The 17,374-nt window shown below is 66.4% G+C and carries 17 protein-coding genes; 5 read left to right on the forward strand and 12 right to left on the reverse strand.

The genetic code is table 11. The features are described 5' to 3' along the window. The first annotated feature begins 15 nt into the window (after positions 1 to 15). Complete coding sequence (locus EXR94_02070) at positions 16 to 771, forward strand: glucose 1-dehydrogenase (protein MSR01517.1); 756 nt, start codon at positions 16 to 18, stop codon at positions 769 to 771. Here EXR94_02070 and EXR94_02075 read toward each other — a convergent pair. The 11 genes from EXR94_02075 to EXR94_02125 form a co-directional block, all read right to left on the reverse strand. Further along, a complete protein-coding gene (locus EXR94_02075; GenBank protein MSR01518.1) occupies positions 768 to 1,160 on the reverse strand; it encodes a reactive intermediate/imine deaminase in 393 nt (130 codons plus the stop codon). The genes EXR94_02070 and EXR94_02075 overlap by 4 nt on opposite strands. Before the next feature lie 80 nt (positions 1,161 to 1,240). Then, positions 1,241 to 2,392, reverse strand: coding sequence for a CoA transferase (locus tag EXR94_02080; protein MSR01519.1), 1,152 nt, complete (start codon positions 2,390 to 2,392; stop codon positions 1,241 to 1,243). 12 nt (positions 2,393 to 2,404) lie between these two features. Further along, positions 2,405 to 3,553, reverse strand: coding sequence for an FAD-binding oxidoreductase (locus EXR94_02085; protein ID MSR01520.1), 1,149 nt, complete (start codon positions 3,551 to 3,553; stop codon positions 2,405 to 2,407). Positions 3,554 to 3,557: 4 nt separating this feature from the next. Further along, complete coding sequence (locus EXR94_02090) at positions 3,558 to 4,148, reverse strand: aldehyde dehydrogenase (GenBank protein MSR01521.1); 591 nt, start codon at positions 4,146 to 4,148, stop codon at positions 3,558 to 3,560. Next, positions 4,145 to 4,675 carry a phosphonopyruvate decarboxylase gene (locus tag EXR94_02095; GenBank protein ID MSR01522.1) on the reverse strand — a complete coding sequence of 177 codons (531 nt, stop codon included), beginning with the start codon at positions 4,673 to 4,675 and terminating at the stop codon, positions 4,145 to 4,147. Before EXR94_02095 ends, EXR94_02090 begins: the two co-directional genes overlap by 4 nt. After that, a complete protein-coding gene (locus EXR94_02100; GenBank protein ID MSR01523.1) occupies positions 4,672 to 6,105 on the reverse strand; it encodes an NAD-dependent succinate-semialdehyde dehydrogenase in 1,434 nt (477 codons plus the stop codon). Before EXR94_02100 ends, EXR94_02095 begins: the two co-directional genes overlap by 4 nt. A gap of 2 nt (positions 6,106 to 6,107) precedes the next feature. Beyond that, positions 6,108 to 6,590: a MaoC family dehydratase gene (locus tag EXR94_02105; GenBank protein MSR01524.1), complete on the reverse strand. Its 483-nt coding sequence runs from the start codon at positions 6,588 to 6,590 to the stop codon at positions 6,108 to 6,110. Then, positions 6,587 to 7,531, reverse strand: a complete 945-nt coding sequence (locus tag EXR94_02110) for a CoA ester lyase (protein MSR01525.1) — start codon at positions 7,529 to 7,531, stop codon at positions 6,587 to 6,589. Before EXR94_02110 ends, EXR94_02105 begins: the two co-directional genes overlap by 4 nt. An 8-nt stretch (positions 7,532 to 7,539) precedes the next feature. After that, on the reverse strand, positions 7,540 to 8,709 hold the full coding sequence (locus EXR94_02115; protein MSR01526.1) for an acyl-CoA dehydrogenase: 1,170 nt from the start codon (positions 8,707 to 8,709) through the stop codon (positions 7,540 to 7,542). Then, complete coding sequence (locus tag EXR94_02120) at positions 8,706 to 10,079, reverse strand: MmgE/PrpD family protein (protein MSR01527.1); 1,374 nt, start codon at positions 10,077 to 10,079, stop codon at positions 8,706 to 8,708. Before EXR94_02120 ends, EXR94_02115 begins: the two co-directional genes overlap by 4 nt. Next, entirely contained in the window at positions 10,076 to 11,023 is a 948-nt protein-coding gene (locus EXR94_02125; GenBank protein MSR01528.1) for an alpha/beta hydrolase, read from the reverse strand. The genes EXR94_02120 and EXR94_02125 overlap by 4 nt, the downstream gene beginning before the upstream one ends. Before the next feature lie 168 nt (positions 11,024 to 11,191). Between EXR94_02125 and EXR94_02130 the strand changes: the two genes are divergently transcribed. Next, positions 11,192 to 11,539 (forward strand): PIN domain-containing protein, encoded by a 348-nt coding sequence (locus tag EXR94_02130; GenBank protein MSR01529.1) that lies wholly within the window; start codon positions 11,192 to 11,194, stop codon positions 11,537 to 11,539. A 46-nt stretch (positions 11,540 to 11,585) separates the two neighbouring features. Here EXR94_02130 and EXR94_02135 read toward each other — a convergent pair whose 3' ends face one another. Next, on the reverse strand, positions 11,586 to 12,566 hold the full coding sequence (locus EXR94_02135; protein MSR01530.1) for a (Fe-S)-binding protein: 981 nt from the start codon (positions 12,564 to 12,566) through the stop codon (positions 11,586 to 11,588). 66 nt (positions 12,567 to 12,632) lie between these two features. On the opposite strand from EXR94_02135, the gene mscL reads away from it, so the two are divergent. The 3 genes from mscL (at position 12,633) to EXR94_02150 (ending at position 17,159) form a co-directional block, all read left to right on the forward strand. Next, positions 12,633 to 13,070, forward strand: coding sequence for a large conductance mechanosensitive channel protein MscL (gene mscL / locus EXR94_02140; GenBank protein MSR01531.1), 438 nt, complete (start codon positions 12,633 to 12,635; stop codon positions 13,068 to 13,070). A 5-nt stretch (positions 13,071 to 13,075) separates the two neighbouring features. After that, on the forward strand, positions 13,076 to 15,394 hold the full coding sequence (locus tag EXR94_02145; protein ID MSR01532.1) for a S9 family peptidase: 2,319 nt from the start codon (positions 13,076 to 13,078) through the stop codon (positions 15,392 to 15,394). A gap of 67 nt (positions 15,395 to 15,461) precedes the next feature. Further along, positions 15,462 to 17,159 carry a class A beta-lactamase-related serine hydrolase gene (locus tag EXR94_02150; protein ID MSR01533.1) on the forward strand — a complete coding sequence of 566 codons (1,698 nt, stop codon included), beginning with the start codon at positions 15,462 to 15,464 and terminating at the stop codon, positions 17,157 to 17,159. Positions 17,160 to 17,374 lie beyond the last annotated feature (215 nt).

Consider the following 17,374-nt stretch of genomic DNA (forward strand, 5'->3'; position numbering starts at 1 on the left):
GATAGGTTCTCTGCTATGCCGAAACCCTTCGAAGGAAAAGTCGCGCTGATTACCGGTGGCAACTCCGGGATCGGCAAAGCCACGGCGCTCCAGTTTGCCGAGCAGGGGGCCCGCGTCGTGATCGCGGCCCGCCGAGCCGCGGAAGGCGAAGCGACCGTCGCCGAAATCCGCGGCAATGGCGGCGAGGCGATATTCGTCGCGACCGACGTCGTCCAAGCGGCCGATGCCGAGGCGGTGGTCAAGAAAACGGTGGCCGCCTACGGGCGACTCGATTGCGCCTTCAACAACGCGGGCGTCTCCGGCGGGGCCCTCCTCCATGAGGTGACCGAGGCGGATTGGGACCGGATGATCGACGTGAACTTGAAGGGCGTCTGGCTCGGGATGAAGTACCAAATCATCCAGATGTTGAGCCAGGGCGGTGGCGCCATCGTCAACGATTCCTCGGTGGCTGGGCTCACCGGGTACGTCCGAAGCCCCGCCTACTCAGCAAGCAAGCACGGCGTCATCGGGTTGTCCAAGTCGGCGTCGCTCCAATACCGTGACCACGGGATCCGGATCAATGTCGTCTGCCCCGGCATGATCATGACCCCGATGATCGAGCGGGCCTTTGCGATTCCGGGCGTGGAAGACTGGTTCCGCTCGAAGGTGCCCGGGCGGGGCGGGAACCCTGACGAGGTGGCGCAGGCGGTGACGTGGCTCTGTTCCGATGCCGCGTCCTATATCAATGGCGTGGCCCTCCCGATCGACGGCGGGCTGTCCTCCGGGCTCTAGCGTTGCGGGACGTAGGCGACGCAGTCAATCTCGACGCGGAGCCCTTCCTCGGGCAGCGCCACGGCTTGGATCGTGGTGCGGGCCGGCCGATGCACCCCGAACACGCGGGCATAGACGCCGTTCATCTCCGCGAGGTCGTTTATGTCGATCAAGAACACCCCGCACCGAAGCACGTGCTGGAGGTCCGAGCCTGCCGCCCGGAGGATCGTCCGGACGTTCATGAGACACTGCTCGGTCTGCGACGCCGTATCGATGCCGACCCGCCGTCCGGTGGCCGGATCGTCGGCGCCTTGGCCGGAGACGAAGATCAGGCGCTCGAACACCATCCCAGGCGAATAGGGTCCGGCCGCTTCGGGAAGATTCGGGGCGTGGATCGGCTGGTGGCGCATTAGGTGTTCCGAGGTGAAAGAAGTTCGGGGGACGGGGAATAGTAACCCGAAGTCGAGCCGGGCCGAACCACCCGCTCCAATCACTCCGAAAACGACCCGCCGGATTGCTCAACCTCGGCCAGGACCGCCGCCGTGTGTTCACCGAGGGCCGGCACCCGGTCCATTCTCGGCGGGGCACTGGCCAGGTTGTGCGGCGGGAGCAATGCGGGAATCGGCCCGAGAAACGACTCAAGTTCGGTCCACCGCCCCCGCGCGGCAAGTTGCGGATGGGCCACGACCGCGGCCACGTCGTTCACCACCGCGTTGGCGATCTCGCCCCGCTCGAGCCGCTCGATCACCGCGGCAACGGACAGCGTCCCGAAGATCGTCTCGATCAACAACTCGAGCTCCCGCCGATTGGCCAGCCGGTCGGTGTTAGCAGCGAAGCGCGGGTCGTCGGCTAACTCGGCCCGGCCCAAGACCACGTCGCAGAGCCGGCGCCATTCGCGGTCGTTCTGAATCGCGAACATCACGTTGCCGTCAGCGCAGCGGTAGGCGCCATACGGAACGATCATATTGTGACGGAGGCCGGCCCGAGGCGGCGGCGCCCCGGTGCCGAGTTGGACGTACAACTGGGGCGTCATCCATTCGACCAGGCACTCGAGCATCGAAATGTCGATCCGGTCGCCGCGACCGGTCCGATCACGCTGGCGGAGCGCGGCCAACACGCTCGAGTAGGCGTAGAGGCCGGCCGCGATATCGGCGACGCTGATCCCGACTTTGGCCGGCGCATCGGGCGTACCCGTTAGGCTGACGACACCCGCCTCCGCCTGGATCAGCATGTCGTAGGCTTTCTTGTCCCGGTACGGGCCATCGGGACCATACCCGGAGATCCCTGCCCAAATCAGCCGGGGCGCCACCGCCGCCAGAACCTCATAGCCGAGCCCGAGGCGCTCGACCGATCCGGGCGCCAAGTTGTGGACGAAAACGTCGGCGCGCCGCACCAGCCGTGTCATGGCCGCCCGCCCCGATGCGGTCTTGAGATCGAGGACGACGCTCTCCTTGCCCCGATTGAGCCACGCGAAGTAGGCCGACAGTCCATGCAGGGCTCCGTCGTAGCCGCGCGCGAAGTCGCCGCCGTCCGGCCGTTCGATCTTGATGACCCGGGCGCCCAAGTCGGCCAGTTGCCTGGAACAGAACGGCCCGGTCACCGCCTGTTCGAGCGCGACGACCGTGAGGCCCGAGAGTGGCATCGTCACTGGCGCCTAGAAGATGTTGGTTTCGACCGCACCGCTCTGCTCCGCAAACCGGGTAATCCGCAACTCATCGACATCGATGGTCCGGGCCCGGCCTTCGAGGATTTCCTCCGCCATCAACAGCCCGGTGGCCGGCGCATGCATCACGCCGTGGCCGCTGAATCCGCTGGCGTCGACGTAGTTAGGCAGATCGGGGTGGCGGCCCATGATCGGCATGTGGTCTGGCGTAATCTCATAGAGGCCGGCCCAGCACTTCTTCTCAGCCAGCCGGGCGTCCTCGAGCGCCGGAAACCGGCTGACCCCCGCCTCGAGCACGGTGCCGAGCCAGTCCCAATCGACGTCGATCCGTTCACTCGACGGCTCGTCCTGGTTTGACAATCCGAAGAGCATGCCCCGCCCTTCTTTTCGGATGTAAAATCCGCTCGAGACGTCGAACGTGAACGGCATCCCATCCGGCAGGACTGGAAACTCCTCTGTCATATAGATGCTCCGCCGATAGGGGAGCACCGGGACCTCGAGCCCCGCCAGCGCCGCCACTGCACCAGCCCACGGACCCGCGGCGTTGACCAGCATATCGCACCCGATCCGGCCGTTAGGCGTTTCCACGGCCGTGACCCGGTCGCCCGCTCGATGTACCGTGGTCACCGGCGAATCACACGCGACCGTGACGCCGAGTTCCTGGGCCCGCTTCACGTAGCCCATCGCCACGCCGTACGGATCGCAGTACCCGTCGAGCGGGCAGTAGGTCGCCCCGATGACGTCGTCGACCCGGGTTCCCGGCACCAGCCGCTCGATGTCGGCAGGGCCGAGTAGTTCGGTCGGGACCCCTAGCCGCCGCTGGAGCTCGGCCTGCCCTTGAAACGCCGGCCACGCCGCCGGATCGGTGACCAAGAGGAGATAACCCACCTGGTGGAGTTCCGCGTACCCGCCAACCTCCTCGGTGAACCGGCTCAGCCGCTCGATACTGTACCGCGAGAGCCGGATGTTCATTTCCGTGGCGAATTGGTGCCGGACCCCGGCCGCCGAGCGGGCGGTGCTGCCGGTGGCCGGCGCCTCCGACCGTTCCAGCACGATCACATCGGTGCACCCGCGGAGGGCCAGATGGTACGCGATCGAGCCGCCGATAATGCCGCCGCCGACGATGACGACTTGAGGCATCCGCTCACGCCTCCAACGCGGCCGCGATCCCGAGCAGGGCTTCCCGCATCCGGTGGGCCAGGTACGGACCATCGCGGGGCGGCAACGCCTTGGGTTCCGGGTCCGCGCCGATCTTGAGCACGGCCACCAGCGGTCCGGCCAGTCGGTGCAGGTCAGCGCGGAGGGCGTCGACCTCGGCGAGCGTCGTAATCGTCCGAGTGTCGGTAATCCCGGAAGCTCTGGCAATCCCGGCGAGGTCGGCGCCGGACGCAGTGTGGGTTCGTTGATTGCCGGTTTCACCGAACCGCTCGTTGTCGAGCACCACGACCCGAAGGTTGGCCGGCTGTTCCACTCCGATCGTGGCGAAACTCCCGACGCCCATCAGCATCTCACCGTCGCCCGTCACCACCAGCACCGGGCGGGACGGCTGCGCGATCGCCAATCCGAGACCCACCATCGCGGCGCCACCCATGGCGCCCCACAACGGAAAGTCGAGCGGCGAATCCCCGGCGGCGGCCACGTCATAGGCCGAGGCCCCGAGTCCGGTGACGACCACCAGATTGCCGCGGTCCGTGAGCAGGCGCCGGACCGCGTCGCGCCGGGGAATGGCGGTCATTTGGACGCCTCCGTAAACCGCTTGGCCCCAAGGAGCCGCTGCGACAACAGTACCGCGACCCGGCGGCGGCTCTGCCACGCCAGTTGGATCGCCCCATCGACCGTCGGAGCGACCTCGGCTCCGGTATCGGCGCGGAACACCGTGACCCCGCTAGCCGCCAGCACCGCCGGCGTGCTCGATCCCATCGGCACCTGCCAGGGATTGAACTCGCCCCACTCGCCCCGCATCGTGACGATGGTCACGAACGGGATCTGGCAGATTTGGGGCAGCGACAACATGTTGATGCAGTTGCCCACCCCGCTCGACTGAATCAACAGGACCGAGCGAACCCCGCCGAGATACGCACCGGCCGCCAGGGCCACGCCTTCCTCTTCGGTCGTGAGCGTCACCGTCCGGATGGCCGGATCGGCCTGGCAGCGTTCGATCAGCCGTTGATGCCCGGCGTCCGGCACGACCGACACCAGTCCAATCCGATGAGTGCGAAACAGGGCGTGAATCTCGTCCGCCCATTCAATCTGGTCATTCATGTCGAGTGGAGCCCGATCGAGAAGTATTTGATGTCGAGAAACTCATCGATGCCCCAGTGGCCGCCCTCGCGGCCAATCCCGGACATTTTGACCCCACCAAACGGCGCCTGCGCCGTCGATGGCACCCCATCGTTGATGCCGACGATCCCAAACTCGAGCGCCTCCGCCACCTGGTAGGCCCGCCGTAAATCTGCGGTCCAGAGATACGCCGCCAGCCCGAATGGCGAATCGTTGGCCAGCCGAATCGCCTCGGCCTCGGTCGTGAAAGTGAGCACCGGCGCTACCGGGCCGAACGTCTCTTCGTGCATGAGCTTCATCGCGGGCTGAATGCCCGTGAGCACGGTGGGCTGGTGGTAGAGGCCGGTCAGGGCCTTGCCGCCGGTCAGGACGGTGGCGCCGAGTCGGGCGGCATCCTCGAGATGCTCGACGATCTTGGCGAGGCCGGCCTGGTCCACCATCGGACCGATCTGGGTGGCCGGATCGAGCGGGTCGCCGACCTTGAGCGCAGCCACGGCGGCGGCCAACCGCGCGGTAAACGCCGGCGCGATCGACGCCTGGACGTAAATCCGATTGGTGCAGACGCAGGTCTGGCCCCCATTTCGGAACTTACACGCCATCACTTCCCGGACCGCGGCATCGAGCGGGGCGTCCTCAAAAATCAGGAACGGCGCATGCCCTCCAAGCTCAAGAGCCAGGCGCTTCATGGTCCGAGCCGACTGCTCGTAGAGATGAACGCCGACCTCGGTCGACCCGGTGAAGGTGAGGACGCGAACCCGGAGATCGTCGAGCAGCACCCCGGACACCGGCCGCGGATCGAGCGCCGTGAGGACTTGGAACGCATCCGGCGGCCCGCCCGCCTCGCGCCAGAGCGCCGCGAGTGCCAGCGCCGACAGCGGCGTCTGCTCGGCCGGCTTGACGATCACCACGCACCCCGCCGCCAAGGCCGGGGCGATCTTCCTGGTGACGGTCGCAATCGGGAAATTCCATGGCGTAATCGCATAGACGATCCCGGTCGGCTGCTTGATCGCGTGAAGCCGCTTGTGGGCAAACTGGCTGGCGATGGTTTCCCCGCCGATCCGCTTGGCTTCCTCGGCATACCATTCGACGAACCCCGCACCGTACCGGACTTCCCCGACCGACTCGGTCACCGGCTTGCCCATTTCGACGGTCATCAACTCGGCCAGCACCGGCTCATGGGCCACGATCAGCGCGTGCCACTTCTTCATCACCAGGGCCCGCTCGTAGGCGGTGGTTCGCTTCCATCGATCGAACCCGGTCGCGGCCTGATCGAGTGCCGAGCGGGCTTCAGCCGCGCCGCAATCCGGCACGGTGGCTACGACCCTTCTGTCAATCGGCGATCGGACCTCGAACGTCGCGGCCGCCCCGGTGCCGGCGGCCCGAATCCGGTCGAAGAATATCGGATCGAGCATGGTCACTCCTTGATCGTCGGGATCGGGCGAACCGGAGCATGGCCCCGCTTGTACACCAGAATGGTGCGCCGGAACGTCATCACTACGGTGCCGTCCTGTTTGTACCCGGTGGTCTTGATTTCAACGATGCCCATGGTGGGCCGGGAGCCCGAGTCCCGAGTGCTCAACACTTCGGTCTGGGCGTAAATCGTGTCACCCTCGAAGACCGGGGCCGGCATCCGAATATCCTGCCAACCCAGATTGACTGCGTTCTGGGAGATGTCGGACACCGTGAGGCCCACCACCAGCGCCAACGTAAACGTCGAGTTGACGAGCGGCTGGCCGAACTCGGTCTGGGCCGCGTAATGGCGGTCGAAGTGGATCGGGTTGCTGTTGTTGGTGAGGAGCGTAAACCAGGCATTGTCGGTACTGGTGACGGTCCGGCCAATGGCGTGCCGAACGACCAACCCGACCTGGAAGTCCTCGTAGGACCGAGCCTCACTCATCGCGTCGCCTCCGGGTGCAGAGCCTTGATAGCGTCGGCCCGGCGGAGGGTCGTCATCGCCATCCGGATGTTGGCCGCGTCGATCATCCTGCCGCCGATCGCCACCGCCCCCCGGCCCCCGGCCGTGGCCTGGTCATAGGCCGCGACCACCGAGCGAGCCCAATCGACCTCGGCCGGGAGCGGCGAGAACGCGACGTTGACCGCCGCGATCTGGGCGGGATGAATGCATTGCTTGCCGTCGAACCCGAGCGCCCGGGCCGTCCGGCAGGCCCGTTCGAAACCAGCGGTGTCCTTGAAATCCGCATACGGCCCGTCGAGGGCCCGGAGCCCGTTGGCCCGGGCGGCCGCCACGATCCCGTGCATCACCGCGTGCCATCGGTGGCCGGGATAGGCGGCGTCATCCTCGTCGGCCTCGCCAATGCTCGCGAGCGGCATCCGCATCGAGGCGGCATAGTCACCGGATCCGAAGATCAGCGATTCGAGCCGCTCGGAACTCGCGGCGATTTCCCGAAGCCAGAGGAACCCGCCGGCGGTTTCGATCTGAGCTTCGATCCCGATCCGGTGGCCGATCCCGGACCGGGCCTCGATCTGGGTCAGCAGGGTGTCGACGAACTTGACGTCGTTGGGTCCGCGGGTCTTCGGCAACATCACGGCATCGATCGATTGGCCGGCGGATTCGACCACGTCGACCAGATCGCGATAGGCATACATCGTGTCGAGGCCGTTGATCCGAACCAGCCGGGTTCGGGCCCCGAAGTCGAGCGTCGTCAGGGCCCGGACCACGTGGGCTCGGCTCCCCTCCTTTTGCTCCGGCGCTACCGCATCTTCCAAGTCGATACAGATCGCGTCGGCCCCGCTCCGGGCGGCCTTCTCGATCATGTCCGGTCGGGAGGCCGGGACATACAGCATGCTGCGGGACAACCGGTCCGGCGGTGTCGTCATAGTTGGTCTCAAAACGAGCGGGGCATGCCGAGGACGTGCTCACCCACGAACGAGAGGATCAAGTTGGTGGAAATCGGGGCCACTTGGTAGAGGCGGGTTTCCCGGAACTTCCGCTCGATGTCATACTCGGTGGCAAACCCGAACCCGCCGTAGGTTTGGAGACAGGCGTTCGCGGCCTGCCACGAGGCATCGGCGGCCAGCAACTTGGCCAGATTGGCTTCGGCCCCGCAGGGTTCCCCGGCATCAAAGAGGCGGGCCCCCTCGTACCGCATCAGATCCGCGGCCCGAACGTTGGCGTAGGCTTGGGCGATCGGAAACTGGACGCCCTGATTTTGGCCGATCGGCCGGTCGAAGACGATCCGCTCGGTAGCGTACGTCCGGGCCCGGTCGATGAACCAGTACCCGTCGCCCACGCACTCGGCGGCAATCAGAATCCGCTCGGCATTCATTCCGTCGAGGATGTATTTGAACCCTTGCCCTTCTTGCCCGATCAGGTTGTCGGCCGGGATTTCAAAATTCTCGAAGAACAGCTCGTTGGTCTCATGATTCACCATGTTCTCGATCGGGCGGACGGTGAGCCCGTCGTTCCCACCTTGCTTGAGATCGACCAAGAACACCGACAGGCCCTCGGTCCGTTTGGTCACCCGTTCCAGCGGTGTGGTCCGGGCCAGCAACAGCATCAAGTCGGAATGCTGGACCCGGGAAATCCAGACCTTCTGGCCGTTGACGACGTAGCGATCGCCCCGGCGCTCGGCGAAGGTCTTGATCTTGGTGGTGTCGGTTCCGGCCGTCGGTTCGGTCACGGCAAATGATTGGAGACGAAGTCGCCCCGCCGCGATCTCGGGGAGGTAGCGCTGTTTCTGCTCGAGCGACCCGTGGCGGAGCACCGTCCCCATCACGTACATCTGGGCATGACAGGCGCCGGAGTTGGCACCGGCCCGATTGATCTCCTCCAAGATGACCGACGCTTCGGTCAACGTGAGCCCGCCGCCGCCGAACTCCTCGGGAATGAGCGCGGCCAGCCAGCCGGCATCGGTCAAGGCCTGCACGAAGGCCTCGGGGTATCCCGACTGGCGCTCGATCTGCTGCCAGTAGGCGCTGTCGAACGGCGCGCAGACCGCGCGAACCCCTTCACGAATGTCACTGTACTCCCGGGCCCTCGGGTTGATTTCGCTCATCGATCAAGTCCGGCGAACGCCCCGGCCATGTCAACGCAGCCGTCAAGCGCCCCAACTGCCGCGATGGCACGCTCCGCAGCCGCCATGCCGAGTCGGGGCGAGACCAGATCCCGAAGCTTGGCCTCCAGCGCTTCCGTCGTCACGGGGTTTTCCGGGTTGCCTTTCGGGAAGGCGGCCGACATTTCAGACCCGGTACCATCCTTCCGGGTAAACCGGATTCGAGTGCCCCACTCCGCTGGGTACCGAGCCGTGATCCCGGGATCGACCGACACGAGGATCCGGTCGAGAAGGGGGCGGATGCGAGGGTCAGTCACGCCAGGCTCGGCAAACCGATCCGGAGTAAACTGACCGAGCCCCACCCGCCCTTCGACGAGCGCGGCGGCGACGCAGTAGGCCAGGCTGAACTTGGCCTGATAGGGCGTCTTCGGGTTCGGTTCTTTCACGATCTCGTATCCAGACGCATACGTGGCCACCTCGACCGACGCCACCCCGGCCCAGTCGGCCGCGGTGCGATACTCGAGCGCCAGATCGATGGCGGAGTGGGTGTGCCCGCAGCACGAATGAAGCTTGAAGCAATTCTCGCTGACTTTCCAGTGGGTCCCGAGGCCGTCGGTAATCCGCGTCGCATCGAAATCAGTGCTGGTAGCCCGGAAGAAACCCCGGGCGCCTTCGAGAATCCGGCTCGCGCCGGTAAACCCCTGGCGCGCGAGATCCGCGGACAGGACGCCGTTGAACGCGGCCTTGCCGGGGTGGAGATGTTTGCTCATCGCGCCGTCGGCATTGAACTCCCAGAGCCCGGCCGCCTGGGTGCCGGCGCTTCCCAGAGCGTCGAGCATCGCGGCCTCATCGAGCCGAAGCAGCGACCCGGCGGCCACCGCGGCCCCGAACGTGGCGGCGGTGCCCGTGGGGTGCCAGAAGCGGTAGTGGCTGGGGTTCACCGCCTCCCCGACCCGGAGGGCGGCCTCGTAGCCTAACGCAACGGCCAGCAGGAAGTCCCGCCCGCTCCGGTGCTCTCGCTCCGCCACGGCCAAGGCCGCGGGAATGACCGGGGCCGCGGCGTGAAGGGTCGAGCCCTTGTGGACATCGTCCAGCTCGAGAATATGGGAGGCCACCCCGTTGGCGAGCGCCGCGGTGGCCGCCGCCGTCCGGCCGGCACCAAACACGGTGGCTTCATCGGAACGGCCGAGCGTGGCCACCACCCGCTGCGTCATCCGGGCGGCCGGCTCCTTGGCGCCCGCCAGCACCGACCCGAGCCAGTCGAGCACCGCTCGGCTGGTATCGGCGAGTGCGGCCGGGGGAAGATCCTCAAATCTGGCCGCCGACGAGAACGCCGCCAACCGCCGGCTGACGGGCTGATCGGGCGCCGTCATGCCGGAGGCGGCTTCACCATGGCGGCGTACTTCGCCCCGAGCCCGGACTCCGGCGACTGGGGCCCGAACACCGACACCAGACCGCGGACCAGATTCATCCCGACCACCGAGATGTGGGACTCATCGGGGAAGATCCGGGTCGATAACTGCAGACCGGGATACTTCTTGGCTCGGAGCATGGTTTCCAGGCGGAGAACATTGGTCACCATCCGGGACGAGGCGGCCGGCCCCATTTCTTCGAGACCGCCGACGCCGATGAACACGTTGGCGCGGAGGTCGCTGTGGGTCTTTCCGTACGCCTCGGCCAGCTTGAGGGCGTCTTCCCCACCCCACCAGAGCGACGGGCTCCCGATGATATAGCGGTTGAAGGTGTCGGGCTTGGTGAACAGCACGTAGGATCCGAACAGGCCCCCCAACGAATCGCCCCAGTAGCCCCGGTCGGCGGGATCGGTCGAATAGCGGGCGTCGATGAACGGCATCAGTTCATCGCGGATGAAGGCGAGGAATTTGTCCGCTCCTCCGCTGGTGACCAGGGGCCGGAGCACCCCGGCCACCGGCATGCCTCCCCCGCCCTCGCGGTCCTTGACCAGTACCTGAGTCAGATCGCGGGACCGGATGAAGGTGGCTTGCATGATACTCGAAGCCCCCGGATACCCGATCCCGACCGCAATGTACCGCGGCGTGTCGTTCATCACCATCAGCCGCAAGTGGTCCTCGTCGACGATGAACCCGTTGTGGACGTCGGTCATGTAGACGACCGGGAACCGAGTCGTCTCGCCGGGGATCATCGGGGGCAGCAGCACCCGGATTTCAAAGGAATCACCCACGGCCTTCGACACCAGCCGATGGGTCGTGACCGGCGCCACGGTGATGAGCGGCTGAGCAACCGCCGGCCCGGCGGCGAGGCCCACGAGCAGTCCCCCGGCGGCGAGGCAAATCTTCATGGTGATACCTTGAGGCTCCTGGTGGGGTCGTGATGTGGCTCCGCTCTGAGCAAGACGCCACTGAGTCCAATCTATCCCCGGGCCGAGGGCCAAGCCACGGACCTTCACCGGCCGTCCTCGGGCGCCAGATCGCCGGAATCCTGACCCAAGCCCTGAGCGAGCCGTAAGTTGGCCGGCATCGAAGCCCGCCACCTCGGCGATTTGCTCGACGCCGACCTGGTGATCCTGCCGGTCCCGGTCCGGCTGGAACTGCTCGCCGGCTCGCCGCGCAAGGCTCACCGCCAATTGCGGGACCACCTGTCGGCCGTGCCCCGGGCGGTTCCCGAGAAAGCAACCTGGGTCCGGATCGACACCTGGGTCACCACCGCCGTCGAGGCCGGTCATCGGTTTGGCTTGGCCGACCTCCTGATCGCCGCCACCGCGGCCGATCACCAAGCCACACTCTGGTCTCTCGATTCCGATTTTGTCAGGATGGAACGACTGGGCTTCGTGTCCCTCCATGCCCCCGGGAAGTAGCCGCGGCGGGGCCAACTAGCCTTCGATCCCAACGACCGGACCGGTCTTACGGCGGCGGCAAGTCGGGGACTCGCCCCGACCAGTTGTACCGCGCCACCAGGTCGCGGGCCTCCCGCTCTGAGAGTCCATGACTGGTCCAGTTCCCCTTGGTCAATTGGACCAATCCTTCGGGCTCGCCCAGCGCCTTGAGTTCGCGCATCATGTTGCTCGGGTAGTCCCCCCGGCAGCCCAGCGCATCGGCCACAACGGAGATGTAGCACCGAACCCCAACCTCGTCATTGGCCAAGTCGCACCACTCGCGCTGGCACGCGTGGGACTTCGTGACCACGAGATCGGCGCCGGTTGCCCGGAGCGCCGACCAGAGCTCGGCCCGAATCGACGTCCAGCGACTCGGCTCGATTCCGGTGATGCTCGGACCGCAATCGTAGTCGAGGTCCGGCGGGGCCTCGACCACGCCCAGGTATTCGACTCCCGGCACCGACCGGAGGATCGCGCCAACGTGATCGGTGTCTTCACGGGCCCGTCGCTGACCATGGTGGTGACCGCTCCGCCCGACGTGCCCGTGTAGCGCGGCCCGGTTCGGAACCGCGTGGTGCCAGGGGATCCGGTCCACATCAGCCAACTCAGCCAGAAACACCGCGGCACTGGTGGTTTCAAACGGGAGGGCCTGGCCGTCCCGACCGGTGACGACGTCGTTGAAGTGGACATCGCACGACGGGCACCAGTGAACGACCAGGGACGGCCTGAACGCCCCGATCCGCTCGAGGGTCGTCGCCGACACGCCTTGTCCCTTGGCCACGTCGCCGTGGTGGTCCCAGGTCACCCCGCAGCAGAGCTGCACACCGGCGACCGCCACGAAGTCGAGACCTAACGCCTCGAACACCGCTACGACATCGGCGGCCAGATCGGGAGTGCGGAGGATGTTGCAGCCGAGATAGAGCACGATCTGATGCGGTCGTTCGGGCGGCTCCCACCGCTCGATCCAGCGGTCAATCGTAGGTCCAACGCTCCTCCGGGGCAACGCCACCTTGACGACGCTCGGCTCCGGCGGTAGCCTGCCCCAGTAATCCTGCCAACAAAAAGGCCCAGCCGCATGAGTATCTCGTCGGAGTTCAAGGAGTTTGCGCTCAAGGGAAGCGTGATGGACCTCGCCGTCGGCGTGATCATCGGCGGGGCCTTCGGCAAGATCGTGGGTTCGCTGGTCAGGGACATCATCATGCCGCTGGTCGGCAAAATCTTTGGCGGCCTCGACTTCTCCAACTATTTCATTGCACTCGCCACCCCGCCGGCCGACTTCCAGGGGCCGATGACATATGACGCGTTGTCCAAGGCGGGAGTTCCGCTGTTCGCTTACGGGAATTTTCTGACGGTCGCCATCAACTTCCTCATCCTGGCCTTCATCATTTTCATGATGGTCCGGCAGGTCAATCGGATGAAGCGGGCCGAGCCACCGGCGGCGCCCGCTCCGCCGGCCCCGACGCCCGAGGACGTCCTGCTCCTCCGTGAAATTCGCGACGTGCTGAGGAAGTAATCCAAGTGACTCGAATCCTGTTGGCCGTGGGCGGGTTGCTGCTCGCCGCCCGCCCCGCGCTCGGCCAGACCGACTACCGTCGCGCCGAGCAGTTTCTGACCTGGAATGCGCTCCGCCACACCTATCACGATCAGGTCGCCCCGGCTTGGTACCCGGACAGCACTCGGTTCTGGTATCGGGTCAATACTCGGCGCGGCTTCGCGTTCGTCACCGTCAACCCCGCGACCGGGGGAAAGGCCGTGCTCTTCGACAACGCCCGGCTGGCGGCCGCTCTGTCGGTGGCCGCCGATACGGCCCTGGACCCGCGGAAGCTGCCGTTCCAAAGCTTTGCCTTTGACCGCGACGGCCGGGACGAGCGCGCCATCCGGGTCCGGATCGGGAAGCGGGGTTTCCGCTGCGAGCTGGGTGGCTATCGCTGCGCCGCCGCGGACACCCTCCCGAACCTCACCCGCTATGTCCGCTCGCCCGACGACCGGTGGGACGCCTTCGTCTCCGGCTCCAACCTCTGGCTCCGGCTGGTGGGTGGCGCCGATTCCATCAAGCTCACCACTGATGGCGCCGAGGGGTACGGCTACGGGCAGGGAGCGCCGCGGGCCGGACAGGTTCGGCTCAAGATTCCGTCGAGGCCCGAGGTGGTCTGGTCGCCCGACTCGAAGCGATTGGCGGTGTCCCGGGTCGATGAGCGGAAGGTCGGCACCGTCGACTTGATCAGCATGACCTCGACTCGGCCCGTCCACTACCGGTTTCCCTACGGACTCCCCGGCGATTCGATCGTCGAGATGACCGAGTGGTACCTGGCCGACGTCGGGACGAAAGAGGTCCGCCGGATCGACGCGCCCCCGCAGCCCCTGATGTCGATGTACAGTTTCGGCGGCGGAAAGCTCCAGTGGTCCCCGTCGGGCGATCGGGTGCTCTTCACCCACGTCAACCGAGGGCCGAAGAAGGTCCGGCTGCTCGCCGCCAATCCGGCCACCGGTGCGGTGACCGAACTCCTGGCCGACAGCAGCGCCACCTACGTGATCGGCTCGATCGACCTCTTCTCCTTCGCCACCAATTGGAAGATCCTGAAGAACGGCGATCTGCTCTGGCTGGCGGAGCGGGACGGATTCGCCCATCTCTACCGGCACGGAGCCGACGGGGCGTTCAAGAACCAGGTCACCGTCGGACCCTGGATCGTTGCCTCGCTCCTTGGCATTGATGAAACCCTGGGCCGGGTCTACTTCACGGCCAAGGGCCGGGAAGCCGACCGGCACCCCGACTACCTGGCGCTGTACTCCGTCAATCTCGACGGGACCGGTCTGACGCTGTTGTCACCCGAGAAGGCCAATCATCAAGTCGCGGCGGTGCCGTCGGGCAAGTTCTTTCTCGACACCTACTCGACGATCAGTGAAGCGCCCGTTTCGGTGATTCGCGGCGCCGACGGCCGGGTGCTCTCCGAGGTCGAACGAGCCGACATCACGGATTTGCTGGCCACCGGCTGGCGGCCCGGCCAGGTCTTTACCGCCAAGGCCCGGGACGGCATCACCGATATCTGGGGCGTAATCTGGAAGCCGAGCCGGTTCGACTCGACCCAGAAGTACCCGGTGCTCGACCACATCTACCCGGGCCCGCTGATCAGCCCCGCGGTCAAGAGTTTCTACCCCAGTCGCGACCCCTTCACGTATCCGTTGAGTGGCCAAGTGCAGGCGGTGGCCGAGCTCGGCTTCGTCGTCGTGTCGATCGACGCGCTCGGCAACACCGGGCGGGCCAAGGCGCTGTATACGGCGGGGTGGGGCAACATGGGAGATAACGGCATTCCCGACCACCTCGCCGCCATCAAGCAGCTGGCCGTGCGGATGCCGCAGCTCGATCTCGACCGGGTCGGGATCTATGGGCATTCCGGCGGCGGGTTTGCCTCGACCGACGCGTTGCTCCGCTACCCCGATTTCTACAAGGTGGCGGTGTCGACGGCGGGCAACCACGACAACCGGACCTATTACTCAGGCTGGGGGGAACGGTTCCAGGGGCTCTTGGTACGTGATACGATCCGGAAGACCGACAACTTCGAAGCAGCGGCCAACAAGACCCACGCCGCCGCCCTCAAAGGCAAGCTGTTCCTGATGCACGGCGACTTGGACGACAACGTCCATCCGGCGCACACGATTGCTCTGGTCGATGCCTTGATCAAGGCCAACAAGAGCTTCGACCTGCTGATCGTGCCGGACGCCGATCACAACATGACCCAGCATCCCTATGTGATCCGGCGGACCTGGGACTACTTCGTCCGCCATCTACTGGGTCAAGAGCCGCCGGCGGACTACCTGATCGCGCCGCCCGCTCCGTAGCACCGTCGCCCCACTAGCCGATCGCCGTTGCCCGAACCATCTTCATCCACCTCAACCTAGCCTGCCAATGCGCCGCCACACCCTGGTTCTTGCCCCGGCTCTCCTCTCGCTCGCCCTGGCAAGCACCGCCTCGGCCCAGTACATCATCGGTGCCCGCGACGACCAGGCGGCCCGGGTCGACAGCGTCTTCCGGGCCTTTGACCGGACCGACTCGCCCGGCTGCGCCCTCGGCGTCTATCAGGACGGGGCGATCCGCTACGCCCGGGGCTACGGCCTCGCCAGCCTCGAGTACAGCGTACCGCTCTCGCCTCGCACGGTCCTCGACGTCGGCTCGATCTCGAAACAGTTCACCGCGATGGCGATGCTGATCCTCGAGAAAGACGGCAAGCTCTCGCTCGACGATCCGATCCGAAAACTCTACCCCGAGATGCCTGCCTACGCCGACCGGATTACCTGGCGGCGGGCGCTGAGCCAGACCAGCGGGCTTCGCGATCTCTGGAGCATGTGGGGACAGACCGGCCGGACCTTTGCGGGGGACACCGTCGACGCACTCAACGTGATTTTCCACTCGGCCGAGCCCAACTACGAGCCGGGCGAGCGCTACCTCTACACCAACACCGGATGGATCCTGGCCGCGCAGGCGGTTTACCGCCTCACGGGCAAGACCCTGGCCCAGTTCGCCGAGGAGCGGATCTTCACCCCACTGGGCATGCGGGACACCCGCTTCCTGGTGGACCGCGCCGCCATCATCCCGAACCTGGCCGAGAGCTATTCCTTCCGCGAGAAGAGCTACCGGGTCCAGCGTAATCCCTACGACGGCGCGATCATGGGAGCCGGCGGGATCCACACCACCGTCGAGGACTTCGGCCGCTGGCTCAACAACTACGACGCCGCCACCGTCGGCGGGCGGGACGTTGTCACCACCATGACGACCGCCACCAAGTTGAACGACGGCTCGCCGGCCACCTCGGCGCCGGGTCTGGCGTACGCGGTCGGCCTCACGGTCGGGACGGCGCGCGGCCTCCGCGTCGTATCCCACGGCGGCAGCTGGGGAGGGTTCCGGGGCCACTTCCTCCGCTTCCCCGACCAGCACTTTGCCGTCGCGACGTTCTGCAACCTGACGACGTCGGGTCCGGATTCCCTGGCGCAGAAGGTAGCGGCGATTTACCTGAGCGACCGGATGCAGCCGGACACGGTGGGGGCCTGGGCCGAGGCGCTGGCGGGGGCCCCGCGGGTCGGGGTGCCCCCGGCGGAGCTCCGCCGGCTCGCGGGTGTCTGGCGAAACGTCGAGCGCGGCGAGGTCCGGCGGACCCGGATGACCGGCGACACCCTCGTCTCGGTCGGCCAGACCCCCACTCCGTACGTTCCGTTAGGCGGCGACCGGTTCCGGACCGAGGGGGGGACAGAAGTCCGCTTCGAGGGTGAGGGGCCGACCCCCACCCGCATGGTGGTCCGCAATGCGGGGGGCCCGGTGACCTTTGCCCGGGCCGACACCGTCGCCCTCGACTCCCTCAAGCTCGCCGAGTACGCCGGCGACTATCGGAGCGACGAAGTGGAGGTGACCCACACCTGGAAGGTCGAGAAAGGGAAGTTGGCCGCCTACGCGGGTTACCGGCGGCTCGGGGTCTTGGAACCGAGCTACCAGGACGGTTTTACCCAGGGCGGGAGTGTGATCGACGTGGTGCGGGACCGGAAAGGGCGGATCACCGGGTTCCTGGTCGAGTCCGGGCGGGTGCGGCACCTGCGATTCACGCGGGTGCGGTAGCCGAGGCGTAAGGCAAGACCGCGATCTCCTCGACGTGCGCGCACCAAACGCCGCCGCTACCAGCGTAGCGGGGTCCACCAAGCGTGATCTCCAAGTCGTCATGAGGACCGGAGGGTTAACCGTCGCAGAGAGAATGGGGGATTACCGGCCAACGTCGTTCACTTGCTGATCGACGCCGCTGGGAAGCAGGGCCGGCGTGAGACTGGCACAGCCGG

It is taken from the genome of Gemmatimonadota bacterium, from assembly GCA_009692115.1.
In the GTDB taxonomy this organism is placed as follows: domain Bacteria; phylum Gemmatimonadota; class Gemmatimonadetes; order Gemmatimonadales; family GWC2-71-9; genus SHZU01.